Origin of the sequence: Desulfovibrio sp. MES5 (genome assembly GCF_002237645.1) — a bacterium.
Taxonomy (GTDB): domain Bacteria; phylum Desulfobacterota; class Desulfovibrionia; order Desulfovibrionales; family Desulfovibrionaceae; genus Desulfovibrio.
Map to the genome: position 1 here is coordinate 154,630 of NZ_MJUZ01000011.1, position 23,137 is coordinate 177,766.

A 23,137-nucleotide genomic window follows, 5' to 3' on the forward strand; every position below is an offset into this window, starting at 1 on the left:
TAAACTACACATGTCCCTGCCTGCTGTCAACAGAAACATGTTGCTATTATGCGACAAAACCGCAGGCGGGTTTAATTCCGCCAGCGAAAACGCTTACTTGCCAAACAGGATTTCCTGGTAATTGGGCAGCGCCCACAGGTCGTCCGCCACGCGGGTTTCCAGCATGTCCGCATGCTTCCGCACCCTGGCCATGTGCGGCAGCACCTCGCTGCAATAGCGGCGGGCGGCATCAAAGCCCACGCCCAGGCCGTCAGCCTCGCCCAGTACGCTCTCAAGCGCTGCTATGGCTGACTGCATCTGGCGGAGCTGCTCGGTCACTTCTTCAAGGGTGATGGTTTTGGCTTCCAGCCCCAGAGACCGCATACTGGCGGCAGTGCTCGCCAGCTCGCCCTGATAGCGCATGGCTGCGGGGAATATGATTGTGCGGGCCATGCGGATAACAAGGTTGGCCTCGGTGCGCACGGTCTTGCAGTACTGCTCCACATAGATGTCCTGACGCGCCCGCAGTTCCGCCTTGTTGAGCACGCCCGCCTTTTCATAGACTTCCACCACTTCGGGGCTGACAAGCACTGGCAGCGCTTCGGGGGTGGTGCGCAGGTTGGGCAGACCACGCCGTACCGCTTCTTTGTGCCAGATTTCGGAGTACCCGTCGCCGTTGAAAATGACGGCGCTGTGCTCTTCAATGACATGGCTGATAAAGGATTCCAGAGCTTCATTGAAGCTTCGGCCCTCACCCATTTCCTTTTCAAGCCAGTCGGCGGCAAAGCCCAGTGAATCCGCCATGATGACGTTGAGCGCCGTAATGGAGCCCGCCGCAGACTGGCTGGATCCAAGAGCGCGGAACTCAAAGCGGTTGCCGGTAAAGGCCACGGGGCTCGTGCGGTTGCGGTCGCCGGGGTCGGCGGGCAGCGGCGGCAAAGTGTCCACGCCGATGTTGAGCGCGCCGCGTTTTTTGCCGTTGGCGGCATCGTCAATGCGTCCGGCGCGAAAAGCCTCGAACACTTCGGTGAGCATGTCGCCGAGGAAGATGGACATGATGGCCGGGGGGGCCTCATTGGCGCCCAGGCGGTGGTCATTGCTGGCGCTGGCCACAGTGGCGCGCAGCAGGCCGCCGAACTTGTGCACGCTGCGGATCATGGCCGCGCAGAACACCAGAAACTTGGCGTTGGCGTGCGGCGTTTCACCGGGATCAAAGAGCGAGCCGAGGTCCGCGTTGCCGATGGAATAGTTGACATGCTTGCCCGAGCCGTTGACCCCGGCAAAGGGCTTTTCGTGCAGCAGGCACTTGAGCCCGTAGCGCTTGGCAACGTTACGCAGGGTGGACATGATGATGTGGTTGTGGTCAACGGCCAGATTGCTGACCTCGTACAGGGGCGCGATTTCATACTGGCTGGGGGCCACTTCATTGTGGCGGCAGCGCACGGGCACGCCCAGCTTGTAAAGCTCGCGCTCCACTTCCATCATATAGGAAAGCACGCGCTGGGGAATGACGCCGAAGTACTGGTCGCTGAATTCCTGCCCCTTGGCCGGACGCGCGCCAAAGAGGGTGCGACCGGCTATCTGTATGTCGGGCCGGGCAAAATTGAAATTGTGGTCAATGGCGAAGTATTCCTGCTCAAGCCCGGCATACGCCACCACCGGCAGTTCCGTTTCCTGTCCGAAAAGGCGCAGCACGCGCTTGGCTTCGCGATTGAGCGCCTGACTGGAACGCAGAAGCGGCGTTTTTTTGTCCAGAGCCACGCCCGTCCACGAAAGGAACATGGTGGGGATGCACAAAAAGGTGCCGTTGGGGTTTTCCATAATATAGGCGGGGCTGGTCACATCCCACGCCGTGTAGCCGCGCGCTTCAAACGTCGAGCGCAGGCCGCCGGACGGAAAGGAAGAAGCGTCGGGTTCGCCGCGAATGAGCATGGAGCCGGAAAATTCGGCAATCACGCCGCCAGAGCCGTCGGGCATGAGAAAGCTGTCGTGCTTTTCGGCGGTCTGCCCGGTAAGCGGGTAGAAAATATGGGTAAAGTGAGTGGCCCCTTTTTCAATGGCCCAATCCTTCATGACCGCAGCCACGGTGTCGGCGATGGAGGGGTCCATGCGCTGGCCGAACTCAATGGTCTTGCGAAGGGAGCGGTACACGCTTTTGGGCAGGCGCTCGCGCATGACGCGGTCATTGAAAACGTTGCAGCCAAAAATGTCTGTGGGCCTGGTGTCGGCGAAATTGAGAGGGGCCGCTTCAGGCTTGTAGGTGGTGATGGCCTGAATGGCATTGTGTCTGGCTATTTTGCTGCTCATATACAACCTCGCGTCGAAAAGGGGCTGACGCACCAAAAAAATATCGTTCTGAAACTTTTTCGCCTACGGGCCGGGCCGCAAAACGCCAAACAACCACATGGCGCAAAGCCTTGAAAAAAAGGCCGGCAGACTGTCGCCCGCCGGCCTGATGCTTGCTCTAGTTGACGCCGACGATCTCGATTTCAAACGTGAGGGACTTGCCCGCCAACGGATGGTTGGCGTCAAGGGTCACTTCATCGGCGGTCACTTCAGTAATGGTCACATCCATCTGGCCCTGTTCATTGGACAGCTGCAGGGGCACGCCCACATTGAGGGGGATGTGATCCGGCACCTGGGCGCGGGCCACGGTGAACACCAGTTCCGGGTCGGCTTCGCCATAGGCTTCGGCCGGGGCGATGGTCACAGTGACGGTATCGCCGGCTTCGCGCCCTTCCACGGCAGACTCAAAGCCGGGAATGAGCATGCCTTTGCCCATGACGAATTCCAGGGGGTCGCGCTCGCGCGAAGAGTCGAATACTGTGCCGTCTTCCAGGGTTCCCGTATAGTGCGCACGCACCGTGTCGCCTTTCTTGATAGGCATAACTACTCCAAATGGTGGTCTGTGGGCGATTTGGCGGGTGCCCTGCCGCATGGTTGCATATGCGCGGTCCTGCGGCACAAGCGCATGAAAAGCGCCCGTTGTCAAAAAAAGAACCAAAACACGGCGCGCTTTTTATGTCAATGTGCCAGTGCGTACGCGCGCTCCTGCCCGCAGGCGAGGCTTGACAGTGCAGACCATGACCGGGATAATTAAAAATTACCCCCCAGAGGTGAACTACTGCCCGGGCGCGGGCAGCAACAGAAATTTTTTGAGGCATCCCAGAGGTATCTATGTCCGACATCCGCTCCATCTACACTGATAATCAGCACTTTTACGGCCGCCACACTCCGCGCGAACTGGCAGAAACCTTCGGCACTCCGCTCTATGTGTATAATGAGGACGTGCTGCGCCAGCGGTGCCGCGACCTCATGGGCCTTTCAAGCCATCCGGGCTTTGGCGTCAACTACTCCATCAAGGCCAACGCCAACCCCGTGCTTTTGCGCATGGTGCGTGAAGAGGGCCTGGTGGTGGATGCCATGAGCCCCGGCGAACTGTATATGGATCAGCTTGCTGGCTTCAACCCCGAACAGATCCTGTATATTTCCAACAACAATTCGCGTCAGGAGCTGCAAACAGCCCTTGCGCACGGCCTGCTTGTCAGCGTGGACTCGCTCTCCCAACTGGACGACCTCGGCGCCATCAACAAGGGCGGCAAGGTTATGGTGCGCTTTAATCCCGGCATCGGCGCAGGCCACCATGCCAAGGTCGTGACCGCTGGCAAGGAAACCAAGTTTGGCGTCAACCCCGGCCAGATGGACGAAGTCTTCGCCCTGCTGAAAAAGCACGACATGACTCTGGCGGGCGTCAACCAGCACATAGGCTCCCTCTTTATGGAGGCCGAAGGCTACCTCAACGCCGCAGAAGTGCTGCTGCATCTGGCCGAACAACTGCCCGAAGGCGCGCTGAACACGCTTGAAGTCATCGACTTCGGCGGCGGTTTCGGCATCCCCTACCACAAGTACGAGGGGCAAGCCCGCCTGGATATGGCGGAACTCGGCAGCCGCCTGCACGCCCTCATCAGCACATGGGCCGAAAAAACCGGCTACACCGGGCGCTTTCTTGTTGAGCCGGGCCGCTATGTCGTCGCAGAATGCAGCGTGCTGCTTGGCAGCGTGCACGCCGTAAAAAACAATGGCGAAAAGCGTTACGTGGGCACGGACCTGGGCTTCAACGTTCTGGTGCGCCCCGCCATGTACGATTCCTTCCACGACGTTGAAATCTATGGTAAAGACAGAGGAACGCCCCGCAAAAATATGGTGCAGACCGTGGTGGGCAATATTTGTGAAAGCGGCGACATCCTTGCCAAGGATCGCGAACTTCCGGAAATATGCGAGGGAGATGTGCTTGGCATACTTGACGCGGGCGCATATGGTTTTACTATGAGTTCCAATTACAACCAGCGCCAGCGCCCGGCCGAAGTGCTCATCCAGAGCGACGGCACGGCAAGGCTCATCAGGCGGCGCGAATCTCTTGAAGACCTGGCCCGTTGCCTTGAGGGCCTAGAATAGTCACATATAACTTCGTAACGGACTGCCGTAACGGAACTGCGATTCTGCCGTGATTGAACAACGCGGTCTGTCCGCTCTTCAGAGTCGGCCCACACCCGATCTGAGCACCTCGCCCCGCGCCGTATGGCGCCTCACATGGCCCCAAATGCTCATGATGTACCTTGTGTTCTTCATGGGCCTTGTGGCCGTGTGGGTGGCGGGGCAGATCAGCGCCGAGGTTCAGGCCGCCCTTGGCATGGTCAACCAGTGCGGCATTCTGCTCATGGTGGTTGCCATGGCCATCTCCAGCGGGGCGACTGCCGCCGTCAGCCAGTCGCTTGGCGCGCTCAAGGTGGCGCGCGCGCAACGGTACGTAGGCACGACCGTTTTGGGCTGTTTTGCCCTGGGCTTTGTGGTTGCGCTGTTTGGCTGGTATTTTGGCGATGCCATCCTGGGCATGCTCATGGTTCCCGACAGCATCAAGCCCCTCACAAAAGAGCTCTGGCAGGTAGGCATGCTGGCGCTGCCCGCCCAGTATGTGTACGCGGCCACGGGCGTCATGTTTCGCGCAACGCGCCAGGTCATCCCGCCCCTGTGGGTGGCGGCCATTGTCTGCGTTGTCAACCTGCTGGCCTGCCTTGGCTTTGGCCTGGGCTGGTTTGGCCTGCCCAACTGGGGTTATATGGGCCTCGCGTGGGCCACTGTGGGCTCGCAATGCCTCGGCGCCATATGCAACTGCGCCCTGCTCATGAATTCCGGCTATCTGCAACGCCGCACCCTGCCCACGCTACGCTGGCTCAAGGCAGGGCTGCCCTATCTCTTCAAGGTGGCGCTGCCCGCCGGGGCCGCGCAGATTGTCTGGCAATCCGGGTACCTGACCCTTTTCGTACTGGTGGCCTCCCTGCCTTTTGACAGCGTCAACGCCCTGGCCGGGCTCACTGCCGGTCTGCGCGTGGAAGCCCTGTTATTTCTGCCCGGCATGGCGTTCAACATGAGCGTGGCCGTTCTTGTGGGCAACAGCCTTGGCGCTGGCAAGCCAAAAGAAGCAAAAAAGGTCGCCCTTACAATGGTGGCTTTTTCAGCTCTGGCCATGAGCCTTGTTGCCGCCCTGCTCTGGCCTTTCAGGCAGGATATCGCCCTGCTGCTTTCGCAGGAGCCGGGCACCCAGGCCCAGATTGTCAACTACCTGACCTACAACCTGCTCTCCACCCCATTTTCCATCGCCAGCACCGTTATGGGCGGCGTCATGACAGGGGCTGGAGCAACCAAGTACAACCTGATGATTTTTGGCGGCACCTTCTGGCTGGTACGCCTTCCCCTCGGCTGGCTTCTTGGCCATATCCTCTGGGGCACGGCCTCTGGCGTCTTTGTGGCCATGCTTGTCTCCCAGTGCCTGCAAACCAGCATCATGCTCTACGTGGTGCTTCGCCGCGACTGGATGCGCTTTGTCATGAGCCGCAGCCGCCAGCCCAACCATGCCTAGACGCCCGAAAGGGTTCCCCGGCAGCTGATACTGCCCCCTTCAAGGAGAATATCGTGAGTAAAAACTTTCTTCCCGTAAGCCTGGACAGCAGCCAGGCATACTATGATCTTTGGCAGCGCACCCCCCAGCGCTCGCTGGATTATACTCTTGCCAACCTCTGGGGCTGGCAGGATTATTACGGTCTTGAATGGTGCTTTGACGATAATTTGTGCTGGATACGCCAGACCCGCCCGTACCAGGTCTGCTGGGCCCCTGTGGGCGACTGGAACGCCGTGGACTGGAAAAGCCTTCTGCCCTGCTCCTTCAGCGAAACCGCCCATAATATAGTGCGCGTGCCGGAAAAGCTTCTGCACACATGGCAGGAACACCTGCCCGGCCTCGTGGACCCAGAAGAAGACAGGGGGCAGTGGGAGTATCTCTACAAGCAGGAAGAGCTGGCGGAACTGCCGGGCAACCGCTATCACAAAAAGCGCAATCACTATAACAGCTATATCAAAACCTACGGCGAGCCGGACTACCGCAGCCTTGACGACGCCATGGTGGAAGACGTGCTGGCCGTGCAGGACGACTGGTGCCAGTGGCATGAATGCGAGGGTTCCCCGTCCCTGATGGCCGAAAATGAGGCCATTAACCGCGTGCTGAGCCATTGGAACTGCTTTCGCGGGCTTGTGGGCGGCTCCCTCTATGTAGATGGAAAAATGGTGGCCTTCAGCGTTGGCGAAAACCTGGACGGCGAGAACCTCGGCGTTCACTATGAAAAAGGTCTCAGCGGGTTCAAGGGCGTGTACCAGACCATTAACTGCATATTCTCCCGCCGTGCCGGAGCCGGATTCACCTATATAAACCGCGCGCAGGACCTGGATGAAGAAGGCTTGCGTCAGGCCAAAATGACCTATCTGCCCGCCGATTTTCTGCGCAAGTACAAGGTTCGCATCCGCAAAGCCTGATGCCTGGGCTTTTTACCAAAATCTGATGGAATGTCCCGATCTTTTGGGGACGCTGCCAAGGGATACAATCCCCCATGGCCCGCGTGATGCGGGCATGGGGGATTTCCATTTCTGCCCGGCGGTACAATGGCACTGTGAAATGCTTGGGGAAGTGCTTTGTGGGGATGCTGCGTGGGGGAGGGACCCTTTTACAAAAGGGTCCCTCCCCCACAGAGCCGAGCAGCGCTCCCAGTATCTTTACTCACGTCCGCCCTGCACAGTGTCGCAACGCGCCACTTGCCCTTCCCCACACGACAGTGCAATGGGCCACAGCCCAGGCCCTTACAAACGAGGGGAGGGGCCTTTTAAAAAAGGCCCCTCCCCATAAATCATTTCAACGTCAATGCGCGCTACATTTCAGGCGGCAGTTCCTGCAGTTCCTTCCAGGTAAACACCGGGCCGTCCACGCAGACGTAGCGCCCGCCGATGTTGCAGCGGCCACAGATGCCGATGCCGCACTTCATGCGCTTTTCGAGGGTGGTGACGATGTTTTCGGGAGCGAACTTCAGTTTTTCCAGAGCCTGCACCGTGAACTTGATCATGATGGGCGGCCCGCAGAGCACGGCCACGCAGTTTTTGGGATCAGGGTTCAGTTCGGTAAGCACGTTGGGTATGAGGCCGACCTTGTGTTCCCATCCTTCAAAGGGCGCGTCGATGCACAGGGTGCAGTCCAGATCGTCGCGGCGCAGCCAGTCTTCAGTCTCATAGCTGAAGGCCATGTCGCGGGGGGTGCGCGCGCCGTAAAGCAGGCTCACCTTGCCGTAATCCTTCCTGTTTTCCAGAATGTGCATCATGATGGTGCGGATGGGGGCCATGCCTATGCCGCCGCCCACAAAGAAGATGTCTTTGCCCTTCCAGTCATTGTAGGGGAAGAAGTTGCCCAGCGGCGCGCGTACGCCCACCTTGTCGCCCGGCGACAGGCGGTGGATGGCTGCGGTGACTTCCCCTGCCTGCATGACGGAGAACTGCAGATAGTTCTTCTGCGACGGCGGCGAGTTGATGACAAAGGTGGACTCGCCCGCGCCAAAGACGGAGAGCTGCCCCACCTGGCCGGGTTCGTAGGTGAAGTTTTTCATGGCGTCGGCATCGTCGAGCACCACGCGAAGGGTGCGGATGTTGCCTGTCTCCTGAATAGCTTCAGCCACGGTGGCGGGCATGGGCAGGTACGGGTTGCCCGAAGGCTGCGGGCGGGGCGTTATTTCACGCAGCATGCCGCCCTTGGCCTGAGCCTGGGGCTGCCCCTTGGGCGCAGCCGCCTGCGCGGCTGCGGGCTTTGCCGCTTCGGTTTGGACTTCAGCGGCCTTGGCCGCAGCTGCGGGAGCGGCCGCCTGGGAGTCGTTATTGGCTTTGGTAGTATTCTTCTTGGTTGCCATGTCTGCTCCTACTCGGCTTTGGGCTGCTTGGCTTCCAGCGCTGCCAGTACGATGGCGCGGATGTCCAGACAGACGGGGCAATTGCTGATGCACCGGCCACAGCCGCTGCATGAGAACGAACCCCAGTTTTCAGGATAGGTGGAGTACTTGTGCGAAACGCGGTTGCGCATGCGAAAGGCCTTTACGGTGCGGGGGTTATGCCCGCTGGCCTCACGCGTGAACAGCGACGACATGCAGTTGTCCCAGCTGCGCAGGCGGCGTCCGCCTTTTTCGCTCAGACCTTCACCTTCGTCAGTGATGTTGAAGCAGTAGCAGGTGGGGCAGAAGTAGGTGCACGCGCCGCAGGACAGGCAACGGTCGGTCTGGTTTTGCCAGAACTCCACATCCGTGAACAGGGCAGCCAGCTTTTCCGGGGCTTCCTTGAGATTGGGGGCGGGCACAAGGCTGGCCCAGGCCGCCTTGCGCACTTCCTCAACCTTGGAGAAGCGGTCAGCGCCATCCTCGAGCGAAGAGGCGGCCAGCAGTTCCTCACCCTTGGGAGTGATGGCCTGAAGCACATAGCCGCCCTCAATTTCGGTCATGAGGATGTCCGAACCTTCGGGAGAGGTGGGGCCGCCGCCAACCCAGTGGCAGAAGCAGGTATTGCAGCCGGAGTTGCAGGTCAGGCTGATGACGGTGAGCGCCTCGCGCCGGGCCTTGTAGTAGGGGTCGGCAAAGGGACCCTTGAGGTAGGGCCGGTCAAGGACGGCATAGCCGCGCGCGTCGCAGGGGCGGGTGGCGAAAACCACCGTGGCCTCGGCCTCGGGCTTGTCGTCAAGCTGTATGGAGACGCGGCTCGGATTTTCCGGGTCCTTGCTTTTCTTGTAGCGCACCAGGGTTTCGCTCTGGGGCAGTACGGCCTCCTTGGCGGGCACGGTGGCTTTTTCAAGGGTGAAGGGCATGCCTTCGCGCCAGGGTTCAAACACCACCGAACGCTTGGCCGCAGGCTTTTCTACGGGCACAAGCACGCGGTTGCCTTGTTGCGAGAGAAAGGCCAGAAAGGCGGGCAAACCGTCGGGGGTTACAAATCGGGTCATGCTCATTTCCAGTCCCTCTCATGGATGTTCTTTTCTTCCACTTCATAGCCCAGCAGCGGCGGCACGTCCTCGGCATTGAGGCCCGACTTGTAGCCGTCAAAGAGCTGGGTCACGGCGCGGGCGATCTGCTGGCGCAGGGCAAGAATGGGAATGCCCACGGGGCAGGCCCGCTGGCATTCGCCGCAGCCCGTGCAGCGACCGGCAAGGTGCATGGCGTGTATGGTCTGGAAGAACAGTTTTTCCTTCACGCTGTCGTCCTGCGTCATCCAGTGCGGGTCGCGGCTGTCTGAAACGCAGAAGTCGCGGCAGACGCACATGGGGCAGGCGTTGCGGCAGGCGTAGCAGCGCAGGCAGCGCTCCATCTGGCCGCGCCAGAAGGCCATGCGTTCTTCAAGACTCATAGAGTCCAGCAGGGCCAGTTCCGGCGGGGTGTATGGGCCTGCTTCAACCTTGACGGGCGCGCCAAGGCGCGTGTCGGCCAGAACCGCCGAAGGCGTGGTACAGCCGTAGCATTTGCCCTGGGCGTAGTCGGTCATGCAGAAGCGGGTGGGCTTGCCGTCAGCCGTGATGGTGACGCCGGCCTCGTCATATTCCACCTTGTCGATCTTTGTGTACCGGCCAAGGCCCTGGTTGACGCGGGCCATATCCAGCGTGCCCTCGCAGGGCATGGCGAAGATGGTCACGTCCTCGCGGCGGATGAGCTTTTCCTGCAGCAGTTCCACCACGGAGCGTGAATCGCAGCCCTTGACGACAATGCCGACCTTTTTGCCCTTGAAGGAGGGCAGGTACACGGCGAGGTTGTTGACGTTGAAGGGCCCCCACACGAGCTTGTCCACGTCTTCGGGCGTCTTCATGAAGATGGGCACGGTATGGGCGGCGTCGTAGCCTTCGCCCCAGCCGAGCACCATGTCCAGTTCGGGCAGTTTGGCCTTGATGGCGTCCTTGAGTTCGCCGAGGGCGGCGCTTTGCCCTGTGCCCAGAGGACGCAGCGAGGTAAGCGCCATGTCGGCTATCTTGAGCAGCGGTTCGGGGTCTTCAAGGCTGGGCGCGGGGCCGAGCTTGTGGATGCGGTCGGTAAAGACCGTCACCACCTGCTGCCAGCGCTGGCCTTCGGAAGCCGAAACCCAGGTGTATTCAAAGCGGCGGTCGTCAATGCCAAGTACGGGCAGGAACTGCTTGAGCACCTCAAGACGGCGGCGGGCGTAGAAGTTGCCGGCCGCATAGTGGCAGTCGCGCGGATGGCAGCCGGAAACCAGCACGCCGTCCGCCCCGTTAAGCAGTGCCTTGACGATGAACAGGGGGTCGATGCGGCCCGAGCAGGGCACGCGTATGATACGCAGATCCGTGGGCTGGTTGGCGCGGGCCACACCAGCTGTATCGGCGCCGCCATAGGAGCACCAGTTGCAGAGAAAACCCACAATCCGCAATTCTTTGCCTTCTAACACTGGCATAGCGCGTTAACCTCCGCAAGGATCTGGTTGTCTGTGGCGTGTGAAAGCTGGATAGCGCCTTGCGGGCAGGTGGCCGTGCAGAGGCCGCAGCCCTGGCAGACGGTTTCGATAACCTGCGCCTTGCCCTCGCCCCGCACTTCCACTTCCTTGATGGCTCCGAAGGGGCAGCACTGGATGCACTTGCCGCAGTTGACGCAGCGGCGCATGTCCACCTGGGCGATCTGCGGGTCGCTTTCAAGCTTGTCCTTGGAGAAGAGAGCCAGCACCTTGGCGGCAGCGGCGGAACCCTGGGCCACGGAGGCGGGAATGTCCTTGGTGCCCTGGCACACGCCAGCCAGATATACGCCGGCGGTGTTGGTTTCCACAGGTTTGAGCTTCACATGGCTTTCCATAAAGAAGCCGTAGCTGTCGTAAGAGATGCGCAGCTTTTCGGCCAGTTGGGGCGCGCCCTTGCTGGCCTCTATGCCCACGGCCAGCACCACGAGGTCGGCCTTGACTTCAATGGCCTGGCCCATGAGCGTATCCACGCCCATGACCACAAGCTGGCCCTGCCCGTCGGGGTATATCTGCGAGACGCGCCCGCGGATGTATTCGGTGCCGTATTCTTCCACCGTGCGGCGGGTGAACTCGTCGTACAGCTTGCCAGCGGCGCGGATGTCCATATAGAAGACGTAGGACTGGGAATCGGGGATGTGGTCCTTGGTCAGAATGGCCTGCTTGGCCGTGTACATGCAGCAGAAGCCGGAGCAGTAGGGCCGTCCGATGGACTTGTCGCGCGAGCCGACGCATTGCACGAACACGATGCTCTTGGGCTCCTTGCCGTCCGAGGGGCGCACGATGTGCCCGGAGGTGGGGCCGGAGGCGTTGAGCAGGCGTTCGTACTGCAGTGACGTGATGACGTCGGGGTACGCGCCGCCGCCGTATTCCTGGTATATGGTCCAGTCCATGAGGTCATAGCCGGTGGCGGCAATGATGCTGCCCACTTCTACGGTGATGATCTCATCTTCCATGTCATACTTGATGGCCCCTGTGGGGCAGATCTTGGCGCACACGCCGCACTTGCCCTTGACGAACTGACGGCAATGGGCGGCGTTGATGACGGCCTTTTTGGGAATGGCCTGGGGAAAGGCTATGGTGATGGCCGTGGTGTCGCTCACGAGCTCGTTGAAGGCGTCGGGCGTCTTTTTGCTGGGGCATTTTTCGGTGCAGGCCCCGCAGCCCGTGCACAGGCTCCAGTCCACATAGGTGGCGCGCTTGCGGATCTTGACCGTGAAGTTGCCCACATAGCCCGAAATGTCTTCCACTTCAGAGTAGGCGTGGAGCGTGATGTTGGAGTGCTGGGCCACGTCCACCATCTTGGGGCCGAGAATGCAGGCAGAGCAGTCCACAGTGGGGAAGGTCTTGTCCAGCTTGGCCATCTTGCCGCCGATGGTGGCGTCGCGTTCGACGAGCACCACGGGCACGCCGCCATCGGCGCAGTCAAGAGCGGCCTGAATGCCCGCCACGCCGCCGCCGATAACCAGCACGCGCTTGTTCACGTCAAAGCTCTTGGCCAGAAGCGGCCTGTTGTTGCGCAGCTTTTCCACCGCCAGCAGCACGAGCTCCGCGGCCTTGTTGGTATTGGCGTTCATGTCGCGGCCAATCCACGAAACGTGTTCGCGGATGTTGGCCATTTCAAGCATGTAGCGGTTCAGGCCCGCGCGTTCCACCGTACGGCGGAAGGTGGGCTCGTGCATGCGGGGCGAACAGGAGGCGACCACGACGCCGTCAAGCTTGTGTTCGTGAATGGCGGCCTCAATGGCGGCCTGGCCGGGTTCGGCACAGGTGTACATGGGGTCGTCGGCATAGACAACGTCGGGATAGGAGCGGGCAAGTTCCGCCACCTTGGCGCAGTCGACGGTGCCCGCAATATTGCTGCCGCAGTGGCAGACGAAAACACCTATTCTCATGACCTGCCTCCTTCAGCGGCCTTGGATCCGGCGGCGGAGTCGCGCCGCAGTTCGTCCAGCTTGCGGATGAGGCCGTCGGCGCTGACGCGCAGCTTGCCGAGCCCCAGGTCCTTGTGGTCAAGGCCAAAGGCTATGCCCATCATCTGGGTAAAGTAGAGCACGGGCAGGTTGAAGGACGTGCCCATTTCCTTGGATGCCTGCGGCTGACGCAGGTCAAGGTTCATCTGGCAGAGAGGACAGGCCACGATGACGGCGTCCACGCCAAGCTGGGTGGCAAGGTCAAGGATGCGGCCCGAGTTGCGGGCCGTCATGACGCGCTCGGGTATGCCGAAGGAAGCGCCGCAGCAGGCCGTCTTGAGGGGAAAGTCCACCATTTCGGCCCCACAGGCGGCCAGCATGCTTTCCATAAGGGTGGGATTTTCCGGGTCGCCAAAGTTCATGATCTCCGCCGGGCGGCTCATGAGGCAGCCGTAGTAGGCGGCCAGCCGCAGCCCCTTAAGGCTTTTGCGCACGCGGGCGGTGATGGCTTCCATATCAAAGTTTTCGGCAATGCCCTGCATGACCGAAGTCACGGGCGGAAAGGTCTTGGCCGAGGGGCCGTCGAGCAGATCGTCCACGCGCACGCGAAAAGCGGGGTCTTCCATACGTTTGGAGGCCAGCTTGAGGTTGGACAGGCAGCTTGGGCAGGGGGTGAGCACAAGCTCGGCCTGCTGCTGGGCGGCTATGTCCAGGTTGCGCACGCAGAGCGCGGCGGAAAGCTCGGTGTCCACCGCGTGGGCCGGGGTGGAGCCACAGCAGTTCCAGTCGGGAATGTCTACAAGGTTGATGTCCAGGGCCTTGCAGACGGCCTGGGTGGACAGTTCATAATCCTTGGAAGACCCCCTGGCCGAGCAGCCGGGGTAGTAGACAAAATTCATGGGCGAACCCCCTCGCGTTTGGCGCGTTCTTTATAGCGCTCGAAAATGCGTGAAACCGGGGCGGCTCCCTGGGGCAGCACATGGGGCTTGAGGCCGAGCTTGCCCTTTTTGAGGGCTTCGGGGGCCAGGTCCACGTCTGTAAAAACGCGCATGGAGCGCATCATGAACAGGGCCATGGTGCCTATTTCATAGGTGCGGCCAAAGGCGCGCACGGTGTCAAGGAAGGAAAACCAGAACTTTTCCACCTTGGGCACGGTCACGCGGCCTTCTTTGCGGGCCATGTGGCGCAAGGTCTCCATTATGCCCGCGACGTCGATATTGTTGGGGCAGCGGAGACTACAGGTGGAACAGGACAGGCACATCCAGATGGAGCGCGAATTGAGCACTTCATCCCTGAGGCCAAGCTGCACGGCCCGCATGATCTTGTTGACCTGAAGGTCATAGGCGAGCCCTGCCGGGCAACCGGCAGTGCAGTTGCCGCATTGATAGCAGGTAGACACGTTTTGGCCGCTTAGCGCCTCCACTTCCGCCGTAAAGGCGGTATCGCGCATCCGGCTCAGATTGATGGCGTCGTTCATGAGAACTCTCTGGTTAGAGGCTGAGAGGGGGGACCCTCAGGACAAATAAAATAATGCCACAACGAGTAACGCAGAAAAATGTAAAAAGCTAGTTCCAGTGCAGTGGAATGTACTGGAACTAGCTCAAGTTTATTTATTCATATGTATGACAGCATTACGTGCCGCACGCAGGCCAAGAAGATAACTGGCCGGGCCAAAGCCGCAGATGCTGCCCGTGCATACGCTCGACAGCACGGAATCGTGCCTGAAGCTTTCACGGGCATGTACGTTGGACATGTGCACTTCCACCACGGGTATTTTCAGTATGGCCAGGGCCTCGGCGATGGCATGACTGTAGTGGGTCCATGCCCCGGCGTTGATGATCACGGCCTGGACGTCGTCATCCAGAACCTTGTGAATGCGCTCCACCATTTCGCCTTCATGATTGGTCTGAAAACATTCCACGGTAACGCCGAGTTCAGCGCCCAGCGTCTCAAGCCCCGAATCTATCTGGGCCAGAGTGGCTGTGCCGTAATGGGCAGGATCGCGCCTGCCAAACATGTTCAGATTGACGCCGTGCAAAACTAGTATGCGCATATGAACCTCGCTTGCGTCTGGCCAACGACGGGGGGTATCCGGCGGCCCGGGCTTTCGCCCTGTATATACTCCACGGCGGCCGCAAGCGCGCCTGTGGAATGGTGTCGTGATTGAGGCATTGCGGCCCTGGCAGAGCGGCTGCGCGTCAGGGCTGCTGTGCCGTGCGCCTTGAGCCGTTCGTCTGAAACCGTCCGCCTGCAGTTGTTCGTCCGAAATTTGCGGCCTAAGCCGTTCACTCTTAACCGTGCGCCCGCTGATGTTCGCCCGAAGCCTGCGGCAAAGCCGAGCGCCCGAAGCCGGGCATCCGAAATCTGTGGCCGAAGCCGTTCGCCTGCCGGGGCCCAGCCCGTCGCAGTCGCTTGGACGGCCATGCTGGCGGCGCTCGGCGTGAAGGCCTTGGCGCTTGCGCCCCTACTGTTACGCGGCGGAACGGGGGGCTTCAACCCCTACCATGCCTTCCCCACGCATGCCCTTATGAATACTCCCAACGCATGCCCCTTGCAAAGGGCGTCTGCACCGGAACGGGGGCACAGCCCCCGTTGCCCGTCGGTCGCGCAGCCGGGCGTGCGCCTGCGCGCAGGATGCATCCTGCCGCAGCCTCTTTCCTGCAAAATTCTAGTTTGCGGCCAGGGCCGCTTCCAGAGCGCGCCGCGACTCCAGGGGCAGGCCCTGGCCTGTCCACAGGCGGAACTGGGCGTCGCCCTGTCCGAAAAACATGTCCATGCCGGAGAGGCACCGCCTGCCGTGGCGGGCGGCGTCGCGCAGGAACAGCGTTTTCAGCGGGTTGTACACGATGTCGTAGGCCAAAGTGGTTGTTTTGGCTGCATCTTTGTCACTTTTTTTACCCGCGAGCTCAAAAAGATAGGGAGTCTCGTCTTCGGCCTTGCCGCGCATGCCAAGGGGCGTGGTGTTGACCACAAGCCGCGCCGAAACCTCGTGGCGCTGCGCCCATGGCAGGGGCGTCAGCCCAAATTCTTCAGCCAGGGGAAGGTGCGAAGCGTCAGAGGGCGTGCAGATGAATACCGTGCCCGGCCTGCGTTCTTCCGCAAGGCCCGTGAGCCCGGCGGCGGCGGCTCTGGCCGCGCCGCCCGCGCCAAGCAGCAGCACGTTTGCTCCGTGCAGGTCTTCCTGGGCCAGTGGGGCCATAAATCCGGCCACATCGGTGTTTTCGCCGCAGAGGCGGTCTCCCTGCCAGTAGATGGTATTTACCGCGCCCACCCGTTGCGCCAGAGGGCTTGCCTCGTCCAGCAGGGGCAGCAGGGCGACCTTGTGGGGAATGGTGACGGAGCAGCCGCCAATGCGCAGGGTGCGCACGCTGTCCACAAAAGCGGGCAGACGCTGGGGCGGAATTTCCCAGCGCAGGTAAAGGGCGCGCAGCCCAAGGGTTGTAAAGCCGGTGTTGTGCAGAAGAGGGGAGAGGCTTTGAGCCAGAGGCCAGCCCGTGACGCCGTAAAGAACGGTTTCAGCGGCGGTCTGCGCTTCGGGCTGAAAATTTTTACTGCCTGAAGCGGGGATGTCTGACGGTATGGAAGCATTCATGGCTTCGGCTTCTCCATGCTGTTGCCGCGCCGCCACATAACTTGATGGCGGGCAGGGCCGCCGTCTGAAAAAAGTGGATGCGGCAATATGGCCCGTGGCGTAACCCGGGATAATATTTAGGCCAGCAACCACGCGGCGTTGAGCGCAGTTCTGGCAGGCCCGCCCGAAAAAAGGCGGACTCCGAAGACAGGGCGTGCAATGCACCCGGAGGTGAAAGCAAGTCCGTATCAAAATTGACATTTTTGCACAACATGCCGCGTTTTGTGCATTCGGTGTCAGTTGTATACCATTTGTGAAAATAATAAAAAAGCCCCTTTGCAGGGGCAGTAAATACAGAATGCTGCGTTAGGTCATTAAGGTGCTGGTTTATCGATATAACTTTGTTCTGTGCCGCCGGTTTTCTCCAGCGCGTGGCAGACTGGCCAGACCGTGCGGGAAGGAAAGGTGTGAATTTTGCTGGCAAATCTGCCGACAAAATGCCGGTGTTCCCCTGCCAGAGCCGCAGCGCTGGTTAACGCTTCAGGTCCACAGCCTTTTGCAGCATCTGGTCTGCAGTCGTGACCACCTTGCTGTTGGACTGGAAGCCGCGCTGGGTAATGATCATATTGGTCATTTCCGTGGCCATGTCCACGTTGGAATTTTCGGTGTTGTACGCGCGGATGGTGCCGTAGTTTTCCGTCCCGGCCACGCCCATGTCCATCTTTCCGGCATCGGGCGAGGCGCTGAAGAGGTTGTTGCCTTCACGGCGCAACCCGTCTTCGCTGGTAAACCGGCAAACGGGTATCTGCCACAGGTTTGCGCTCTGGTTGTTGGAGTAGGTGCCCACCACTGTGCCGTCGCCGGAAATGCTGATGGTGCTCAAGGTCCCGGAGGCGTATCCGTTCTGGGTGTTGCGCCGCGTGACCGGCGAAGAGCCGAGGTAGTTTGTGGTGGCGTCAGTGGCAACGGTTGCCCCTGTGCCCATGCCGCCCAGGGCGGACTGGCTGGTGCCCACGGCTGCCGCATTGGCGGGCGCGTTCTGCCAGCCGCCAGTGGACTTGATGCCCAGATCCACCGTGGTGGCGACCCCGTTCACGGTCATCTGGGGCAGGCCGTCCGCTGAAAGCTGCGAGGGCACCCAGTCCGTCAGATTGGTGCTGCCTGCCACCGCCGGGGTGAAGGCTGTCATGTCTTTCAGTTGCCCTGTGGAGTCAAAGGTCAGGGTGCCGGTCATGAGCGCGCCCGTGCCTGCTGTGGCCGTGCCGTCCTTGGCGGTGTCGCCTGTGGCGATGAGGTATTTCACCACACTGCCGGGCTGACTGCTGGGGGCGGCGTCAAAATAGATGGTGGCCTGCTGCGTGGAGCCGTCCGCGCCGTACATGGTGATGGCCTGAGCGTAGCCATAGGCCGTGTTGGAAATGGGAGGCGAACCGGTGGCGTCGTAGTTGCTCAGAAGGGTGAAATACGGGTTGGTGGCGTCAGTGGAGCTTGGCGTGTTCAGCCCGAGGTTGAAGCGCATGTCCACGGCAGTGGTTGTTTTGGCGGGCATGTCTGAAAACTTGTCAATGGTGACCTGTTGCAGGCTGCCCTTGGTGCCGTCGGCATTATACTTGTAGCCGTTGAGGGCCATGCCCGAAGGCGTGCGCAGAACGCCCTGGTCGTCGGCGCGGAAGTCTCCGGCGCGGGTATAGTAAAGATCCACGCCATCCGTGACCTGAAAAAAGCCCTTGCCGTTGATGGCCATGTCCGTGACGGTATTGCTGGAGTCAAAAGAGCCCTGGCCAAACATCGTGCGCACGGATTCCACCTGAAGGCCCATGCCTACCTGGCCCAGGGCCACACGCGAATTGTCCTGCGCATTCCACCAGCCCCCCGTTCCGCCCTGCTGGGCATAGTAAATGTCGGAAAAAAGGATGCCCTGCTGCTTGTAGCCTATGGTGCTGATGTTGGCGATGTTATTGGTGGTAACATTCATGCCCTCAGCCAGGCCTTTCATGCCGGTGGCGCCTATATATAATGACGAGTTCACGCTGGCCTCCAAAAAAATAGGGGCGGCGGAGGAAAAATATTCCTCCCCGCCCCTGAAGATGCAGAGAGCGTGCCAGCCTGTGAAAGATTATTTTTCCAAAGGCAGACCAAGCTTTTGCCACACAATGATGCCTTCGTTCATATGCAAAATATTCCCAACGCCCGCCTTGGTCATGGTGTCGTAGGCGCTGCCCGAACGGTTGCCCGTGCGGCAGTAGAGCAGAACAGGGGCGGTTTTGGGCAGGCTTTGGATCTGCGATTCAAACGGCCCGCCAAAGTAGTCCATATTCACCGCGCCGGGCAGATGCCCCTCACGAAACTCCGCCGGAGTGCGCACGTCCACGATGACCAGCCCTTCAGGCGGGTTTTGCAGCAGGGCGGCGGCGTCCTGCACGCTGATATCCTTGGCCAGGGCGGGAACCGCCAGCAGCACAAGCATGAGCAGAACCCAAAGGCGGAAAATGTGGCGCGGTATGAAGTCAAGCGTGTTTTTCATGATAATTCCAGTGTGACTTGGAAAAGGGGTGATTTTGAAAGTGCCGTTGCAGTGTCGTTGCGGGTTGGCAGGGCAGCTTCAGTTTGAAGGAAACGCTGATTTATTCCGTTTGGCGGCGTTGCTTCACTTTTTTTGAAACAGTCGAGGACGGAAGAGTCCACTCCTGCTTCAAAAAAAGATCGCGCCTTGCCAAACGAAATAACTGCGCGTTTCCAGGAGGCTCTTTAATCAGTGCCTCCTGAAGGCTGAAGCTGCCCCCAAAGGCTTTTTGCGCACGAGGCGCTTTTTCGTATTCTGCGGGCGCTATTTGCCTACGCTATTTGCCTACGTTATTTCACGGTGGCGCGGGCCTTGGCAAAGCCTTCTGCCGCGTTGCGGATAACGCTTTCGTCCACGCAGAAGGCCAGGCGGAAATGGCCGGGGCAGCCAAAGCCCGTGCCTGGCACAGCCAGAATGCGCTCTTCAAGCAGGGCGTTTACAAAGGCCACATCGTCGCCGCCGGGCGCTTTGGGGAAGAAGTAAAAGGCTCCGGCGGGCATCTGGAATTCATAGCCAGCCTGGCTGAGCACCTCGCCCATGGCCTTGCGGCGGGCGGCGTAGACCGTAAGGTCCACCTGGCTGCCCAGGGCGGCGGCCATGATGTGCTGGCCGACCACAGGCGGGTTGACGAAGCCGAGGATGCGGTTGGTAAGGGTAAGGCCCGCCATGAGCTGGGCTTTTTCTTCCTTGGGCAATAAGGGGGAAACAGCGGCATAGCCAAGGCGCTCGCCCGGCAGGGAGAGGCTCTTGGAAAAGGAACTGATGGCCACGGCATAGGGGTAGAGGGGCAGCACCGAAGGCACTTCCACGCCGTCATAGGCCAGAAAGCGGTAGGGCTCGTCAGACACCAGCCAGATGGGTCTGCCGAATTCCTGGCTCTTGTTGAGCAGAAGGTCGGCTATGGCCGCCACTTCCTTACGCCTGTATACGACGCCCGTGGGGTTGTGGGGCGAATTGATGAGCACCACGCGGGTTTTTTCATTGATGGCGGCCTCAAGGGCGTCCAGGTCGGGAGCAAAGGTGTCCTTGACGCTCGGCACTGCCTTGAACACGCCGCCGTGGTTGGCGACGTAGAAGCCGTACTCCACAAAGTACGGGGCAAAGGCGAGCATTTCTTCGCCGGGGTTGAGCACCGCGCGCAGAAAGGCGTTGAGCATGCCTGCCGCGCCGCAACCGAGAATGACGTCTTCCGCCGTTATATGCGCGCCCTGCTCCTGGCTCAGGTGCGCGGCCAGCTTTTCGCGCGCCCAGGGGTAGCCGCCATTGGGCATGTAGCCAAAGGCAAAGGGTTCGCGCGCATGTTGGGCAAAGGCTGTCAGGCCATCGGCAACAGCGGGCGGAGCGGGCAGGTCGGGGTTGCCGAGGCTGAAATCATAAACCTTGTCCGCGCCATAACGGGCCTTAAGCTGTCCCCCGGCTTCGAACATGCGACGTATCCAGGATGCGTGTTCAAGATAGCCGGTAACGCTGTCGGCAAGAATAGACATAAACGACTCCCAGTGGTTGTTGTATTCAACATGACTATTGGTTATGCTTCCAAAAGCTGCATAAAGCAAATGTCATTTGGAGGCTCTGATGCGTTTTGATATTTTCGGCAAAGCCCTGCGCGTCCTGATGCCCGCGCTGTGCGCGGCCCTGCTGTTGCCGGCCTGCGCCGCCAAAGAAACACAGGAAGCGCCCGCCGGTATGGGCGTTACGGTAAATCTGCGCGACGTTCACCGCTGTTCGCGTATTTCTCCTGAAATAACGGTAGATCAGGCTCCTAACGGAACGGACTACTATGATGTGCGCCTGGTGGAATACACCGGGGATTCCCAGGAACTCTATCTTGGTGGCGGCACGTGGAACAATGACGGTACCGGCATCATACCCGAAGGCGGGCTGACCCGCCACTACCGCGGCCCCTGTCCCCCCAGCGGGCAGGCCAGGGACTTCGCCTTTGTGGTCGCGGCCATGAACAAGGGCAGCATGCAACCTCTGGCGGTGCGGCTGCACCGTTTTACGCAGGAATAACGCTATAGCGGACAGTTGTGTTCGCGCCAAATATAAGAAAAACCCGGCCTTCGTGCAAACGAAGGCCGGGTTTTTCTTTTTCTTGCTGATTTTATTGACAATATCCTGTGAACACGCCCCTTCTGGAGCGGATAAACTTTGAGCTGATGCGTTGCCTCGAAGGCGCGGCCATTAGATCAGAGGAGCTTTGAAATACTTCACATTTCAAGTTGTCATTCTGCCGACAACTGCAATTTTCGGCGAACCACGTCGCGTTGCGGCGCGCCGCACTCTCGGCAGAGGGAGCGCATGCAACCTTTTTCAAAGTAAAATGCTCGAACACCCCAGTTTCAAATCAGAACGCATTTTATAATGCGCCAAATACAGTGAAGGTTTTAGGGGGAGGGGGTGTGGGGGAGGCGACCCTTTTGCAAAAGGGTCCCTCGCCCATGAATAAAAGAGGCTGCGTGCTCTAGACAGAAAGGCCCATCTTGATGACCGACTGCATGCCGCCGGTGGAGTTCACCACATTGGTGACGCCGTGACGGGCCAGAACAAGCAGGCTGTCATAGGAGCGCAGGCCGGTGTTGCAGATAATGGCCACAGGGCGGTCTTTGGGCACCTCGTTGACGCGTGCGGCCACCTCTTCCAGCGGGATGGCGTGCCAGTCGGGGTGTTTTTCCTGCATGGCGCGGCCAGCGGCGGCAGGCCGGGCGTCAATGAAGAACACGTGGTTTTCTTTGCGGTTCTTCCACAGGTCAATGAACTTGTCGCCAGTGACGGGGGTAAAGCGCCCGGCCAGAACATTGTCGGCCACGTTGGCCACCACGTTGACCACGTCCATGGCCGAGGCAAAGGGCGGGGCGTAGGCGATTTCAAGGTTGGAGATGTCCTCCACAGTGGGCTTGGAGTATTGCAGCGCGGCGGCCACGGCGTCCACGCGGGCCTTGAGGGAATCGCCGTCGGCGCAGGCTCCCTGCATGCCAAGCACGCGGCTGGTGGCTTTATCCACAACCAGTTCCAACGTCATCATGGCCTTTTCGGGATAGAAGTGGGCATGGTCGAACTGCTCCACGCTGACGCTGAAGGCGTCAAAGCCTTCCTTGCGGGCGCGCTCAACGGTAAGGCCCACGCCGCAGAATGAAAGGCCAAAAAGCTTTACGGCCCAGGAACCCACATAGCCAGGGAAGCTGGCATTGCCGCCAGCCAGGTTGGTGCCGATGACGCGGCCCTGGCGGTTGGCCATGCTGCCCAGAGGCAGGTAGCCGATTTTGTCGGTGATGATGTTCTTGATGGCCACGCAGTCGCCGCCAGCGTAGATGGACGGGTCAGAGGTGCGCATGTGCTGGTCGACGACAATGGCGCCAAAGGGGGCCACTTCAAGCCCGGCGTCCTTGGCGATCTGCCCGTTGGGAATAAAGCCTGCGGCAAAAATGACCAGCTGGGCATTGAGCTCGCGCTTGTCGGTGACAACCTTGCTCACCGCGCCGTCCTTGCCTTCAAGGCGTACGACCTTTTCACCGGTGTAAACGTCCACCTTGTGCGTGACGCAGTCGTGGGCGGCCATTTGGGCCACGGAGTTCGAAAGGACGCCGGGCAGGATCTGGTCCACCATTTCCACTACGCTGCACTTGACGCCCCACATGTCGGCCAGCGCAACGGCGGCTTCAAGGCCGATAAAACCGCCGCCCACAATGACGGCCTCGGTGATCTTGCCTTCTTCGCAGGCGCTGCGGATGGCTCCGGCGGCTTCAAGGCGGGTGAGGGAAAGGACGTTCCTGAGGTCTTTGCCCTCGACAGGGGGCACGCGGGGGGTAGCGCCGGTGGCCAGCACCAGTTTGTCATAGGGCAGTTTTTCTTCCTGCCCGGTAACCACGTTTTTGACGGCAAGGGTTTTGGCCGCGCGGTCGATGGCCGTGGCGCGCGTTTGCGTGCGAACGGTGATGCCCTTCATGTCACGGAAAAATTCCGCGTCACGCACTGTGTGGTAGGGCGTGGAGCGCAGGTCATTCAGGTTCTGGATTTCGCCGGACACGTAGTAGGGGATACCGCAACCACCGTAAGAAATGAAGACGTTTTCATCCACCATAGTTACTTCAGCATCAGGCATAAGGCGTTTGCACCGGGCCGCAGCCTTGGGGCCAAGGGCGACGCCGCCCACAACCAGAATTTTTTCAGCCATTTCTGGGCTCCTTACTTGAATGTATTATGAGCAAATGAGCATTATTAACGTATAATAAGCATGGTTCGCAACAGGAACAG

General features: G+C 60.2%; 18 protein-coding genes. 4 read left to right on the top strand and 14 right to left on the bottom strand.

The features are described from left to right. Positions 1–93: 93 nt before the first annotated feature. Positions 94–2,286, bottom strand: a complete 2,193-nt coding sequence (locus tag BCS36_RS04050) for a glutamine synthetase III (protein WP_291301630.1) — start codon at positions 2,284–2,286, stop codon at positions 94–96. 157 nt (positions 2,287–2,443) lie between these two features. Then, the gene (locus BCS36_RS04055; RefSeq protein ID WP_291301631.1) at positions 2,444–2,866 is read right to left on the bottom strand and encodes a peptidylprolyl isomerase; all 423 of its coding nucleotides are present in this window, start codon (positions 2,864–2,866) and stop codon (positions 2,444–2,446) included. Positions 2,867–3,156: 290 nt separating this feature from the next. Here BCS36_RS04055 and lysA point away from each other — a divergent pair, with 290 nt between their 5' ends. The 3 genes from lysA to BCS36_RS04070 are packed head-to-tail and all read left to right on the top strand — an operon-like array spanning position 3,157 to position 6,843. Next, entirely contained in the window at positions 3,157–4,434 is a 1,278-nt protein-coding gene (lysA, locus tag BCS36_RS04060; RefSeq protein WP_291301632.1) for a diaminopimelate decarboxylase, read from the top strand. Between the two features lie 49 nt (positions 4,435–4,483). Then, complete coding sequence (locus tag BCS36_RS04065) at positions 4,484–5,896, top strand: MATE family efflux transporter (protein ID WP_291301633.1); 1,413 nt, start codon at positions 4,484–4,486, stop codon at positions 5,894–5,896. 53 nt (positions 5,897–5,949) lie between these two features. Beyond that, the gene (locus tag BCS36_RS04070; protein ID WP_291301634.1) at positions 5,950–6,843 is read left to right on the top strand and encodes a phosphatidylglycerol lysyltransferase domain-containing protein; all 894 of its coding nucleotides are present in this window, start codon (positions 5,950–5,952) and stop codon (positions 6,841–6,843) included. A gap of 389 nt (positions 6,844–7,232) precedes the next feature. Here the strand turns inward: BCS36_RS04070 and BCS36_RS04075 are convergent, their stop codons facing one another. The 11 genes from BCS36_RS04075 to BCS36_RS04125 all read right to left on the bottom strand — a co-directional run bounded on the left by BCS36_RS04075 (position 7,233) and on the right by BCS36_RS04125 (position 20,370). Further along, entirely contained in the window at positions 7,233–8,093 is an 861-nt protein-coding gene (locus BCS36_RS04075; RefSeq protein ID WP_291301738.1) for an FAD/NAD(P)-binding protein, read from the bottom strand. A 170-nt stretch (positions 8,094–8,263) separates the two neighbouring features. Continuing rightward, positions 8,264–9,337 carry a 4Fe-4S dicluster domain-containing protein gene (locus tag BCS36_RS04080; RefSeq protein ID WP_291301635.1) on the bottom strand — a complete coding sequence of 358 codons (1,074 nt, stop codon included), beginning with the start codon at positions 9,335–9,337 and terminating at the stop codon, positions 8,264–8,266. After that, entirely contained in the window at positions 9,334–10,782 is a 1,449-nt protein-coding gene (locus BCS36_RS04085) for a hydrogenase iron-sulfur subunit (RefSeq protein ID WP_291301636.1), read from the bottom strand. Before BCS36_RS04085 ends, BCS36_RS04080 begins: the two co-directional genes overlap by 4 nt. Beyond that, positions 10,770–12,731 (bottom strand): CoB--CoM heterodisulfide reductase iron-sulfur subunit A family protein, encoded by a 1,962-nt coding sequence (locus BCS36_RS04090; protein ID WP_291301637.1) that lies wholly within the window; start codon positions 12,729–12,731, stop codon positions 10,770–10,772. The genes BCS36_RS04085 and BCS36_RS04090 overlap by 13 nt, the downstream gene beginning before the upstream one ends. Then, positions 12,728–13,648: a CoB--CoM heterodisulfide reductase iron-sulfur subunit B family protein gene (locus tag BCS36_RS04095; protein ID WP_291301638.1), complete on the bottom strand. Its 921-nt coding sequence runs from the start codon at positions 13,646–13,648 to the stop codon at positions 12,728–12,730. Before BCS36_RS04095 ends, BCS36_RS04090 begins: the two co-directional genes overlap by 4 nt. After that, a complete protein-coding gene (locus tag BCS36_RS04100; RefSeq protein WP_183718935.1) occupies positions 13,645–14,226 on the bottom strand; it encodes a 4Fe-4S dicluster domain-containing protein in 582 nt (193 codons plus the stop codon). The genes BCS36_RS04095 and BCS36_RS04100 overlap by 4 nt, the downstream gene beginning before the upstream one ends. Positions 14,227–14,355: 129 nt before the next feature. Next, a complete protein-coding gene (aroQ, locus tag BCS36_RS04105) occupies positions 14,356–14,802 on the bottom strand; it encodes a type II 3-dehydroquinate dehydratase (RefSeq protein ID WP_291301639.1) in 447 nt (148 codons plus the stop codon). Positions 14,803–15,417: 615 nt separating this feature from the next. Continuing rightward, positions 15,418–16,341 (bottom strand): shikimate dehydrogenase, encoded by a 924-nt coding sequence (locus BCS36_RS04110; RefSeq protein ID WP_291301640.1) that lies wholly within the window; start codon positions 16,339–16,341, stop codon positions 15,418–15,420. 511 nt (positions 16,342–16,852) lie between these two features. Next, positions 16,853–18,349: a flagellar hook protein FlgE gene (locus BCS36_RS04115; protein WP_291301641.1), complete on the bottom strand. Its 1,497-nt coding sequence runs from the start codon at positions 18,347–18,349 to the stop codon at positions 16,853–16,855. Between the two features lie 87 nt (positions 18,350–18,436). After that, on the bottom strand, positions 18,437–18,844 hold the full coding sequence (locus BCS36_RS04120; protein ID WP_291301642.1) for a rhodanese-like domain-containing protein: 408 nt from the start codon (positions 18,842–18,844) through the stop codon (positions 18,437–18,439). Positions 18,845–19,173: 329 nt separating this feature from the next. Continuing rightward, on the bottom strand, positions 19,174–20,370 hold the full coding sequence (locus BCS36_RS04125) for a pyridoxal phosphate-dependent aminotransferase (RefSeq protein WP_291301643.1): 1,197 nt from the start codon (positions 20,368–20,370) through the stop codon (positions 19,174–19,176). Positions 20,371–20,458: 88 nt separating this feature from the next. Here BCS36_RS04125 and BCS36_RS04130 point away from each other — a divergent pair, with 88 nt between their 5' ends. Then, complete coding sequence (locus BCS36_RS04130; RefSeq protein ID WP_291301644.1) at positions 20,459–20,896, top strand: MbtF; 438 nt, start codon at positions 20,459–20,461, stop codon at positions 20,894–20,896. 451 nt (positions 20,897–21,347) lie between these two features. On the opposite strand, the gene BCS36_RS04135 is transcribed toward BCS36_RS04130, so the two are convergent. After that, entirely contained in the window at positions 21,348–23,057 is a 1,710-nt protein-coding gene (locus tag BCS36_RS04135; protein WP_291301645.1) for an FAD-dependent oxidoreductase, read from the bottom strand. Positions 23,058–23,137: the final 80 nt, after the last annotated feature.

What these genes read in the sequence shown, in the direction of transcription:
- BCS36_RS04050 (WP_291301630.1), bottom strand. Translation starts at nt 2,286, where the DNA reads ATGAGCAGCAAAATAGCCAGACACAATGCCATTCAGGCCATCACCACC.
- BCS36_RS04095 (WP_291301638.1), bottom strand. Translation starts at nt 13,648, where the DNA reads ATGAATTTTGTCTACTACCCCGGCTGCTCGGCCAGGGGGTCTTCCAAG.
- BCS36_RS04085 (WP_291301636.1), bottom strand. Translation starts at nt 10,782, where the DNA reads ATGCCAGTGTTAGAAGGCAAAGAATTGCGGATTGTGGGTTTTCTCTGC.
- BCS36_RS04120 (WP_291301642.1), bottom strand. Translation starts at nt 18,844, where the DNA reads ATGAAAAACACGCTTGACTTCATACCGCGCCACATTTTCCGCCTTTGG.
- BCS36_RS04125 (WP_291301643.1), bottom strand. Translation starts at nt 20,370, where the DNA reads ATGTCTATTCTTGCCGACAGCGTTACCGGCTATCTTGAACACGCATCC.
- BCS36_RS04100 (WP_183718935.1), bottom strand. Translation starts at nt 14,226, where the DNA reads ATGAACGACGCCATCAATCTGAGCCGGATGCGCGATACCGCCTTTACG.
- BCS36_RS04090 (WP_291301637.1), bottom strand. Translation starts at nt 12,731, where the DNA reads ATGAGAATAGGTGTTTTCGTCTGCCACTGCGGCAGCAATATTGCGGGC.
- BCS36_RS04130 (WP_291301644.1), top strand. Translation starts at nt 20,459, where the DNA reads ATGCGTTTTGATATTTTCGGCAAAGCCCTGCGCGTCCTGATGCCCGCG.
- aroQ (WP_291301639.1), bottom strand. Translation starts at nt 14,802, where the DNA reads ATGCGCATACTAGTTTTGCACGGCGTCAATCTGAACATGTTTGGCAGG.
- BCS36_RS04055 (WP_291301631.1), bottom strand. Translation starts at nt 2,866, where the DNA reads ATGCCTATCAAGAAAGGCGACACGGTGCGTGCGCACTATACGGGAACC.
- BCS36_RS04075 (WP_291301738.1), bottom strand. Translation starts at nt 8,093, where the DNA reads ATGCTGCGTGAAATAACGCCCCGCCCGCAGCCTTCGGGCAACCCGTAC.
- BCS36_RS04135 (WP_291301645.1), bottom strand. Translation starts at nt 23,057, where the DNA reads ATGGCTGAAAAAATTCTGGTTGTGGGCGGCGTCGCCCTTGGCCCCAAG.
- lysA (WP_291301632.1), top strand. Translation starts at nt 3,157, where the DNA reads ATGTCCGACATCCGCTCCATCTACACTGATAATCAGCACTTTTACGGC.
- BCS36_RS04080 (WP_291301635.1), bottom strand. Translation starts at nt 9,337, where the DNA reads ATGAGCATGACCCGATTTGTAACCCCCGACGGTTTGCCCGCCTTTCTG.
- BCS36_RS04110 (WP_291301640.1), bottom strand. Translation starts at nt 16,341, where the DNA reads ATGAATGCTTCCATACCGTCAGACATCCCCGCTTCAGGCAGTAAAAAT.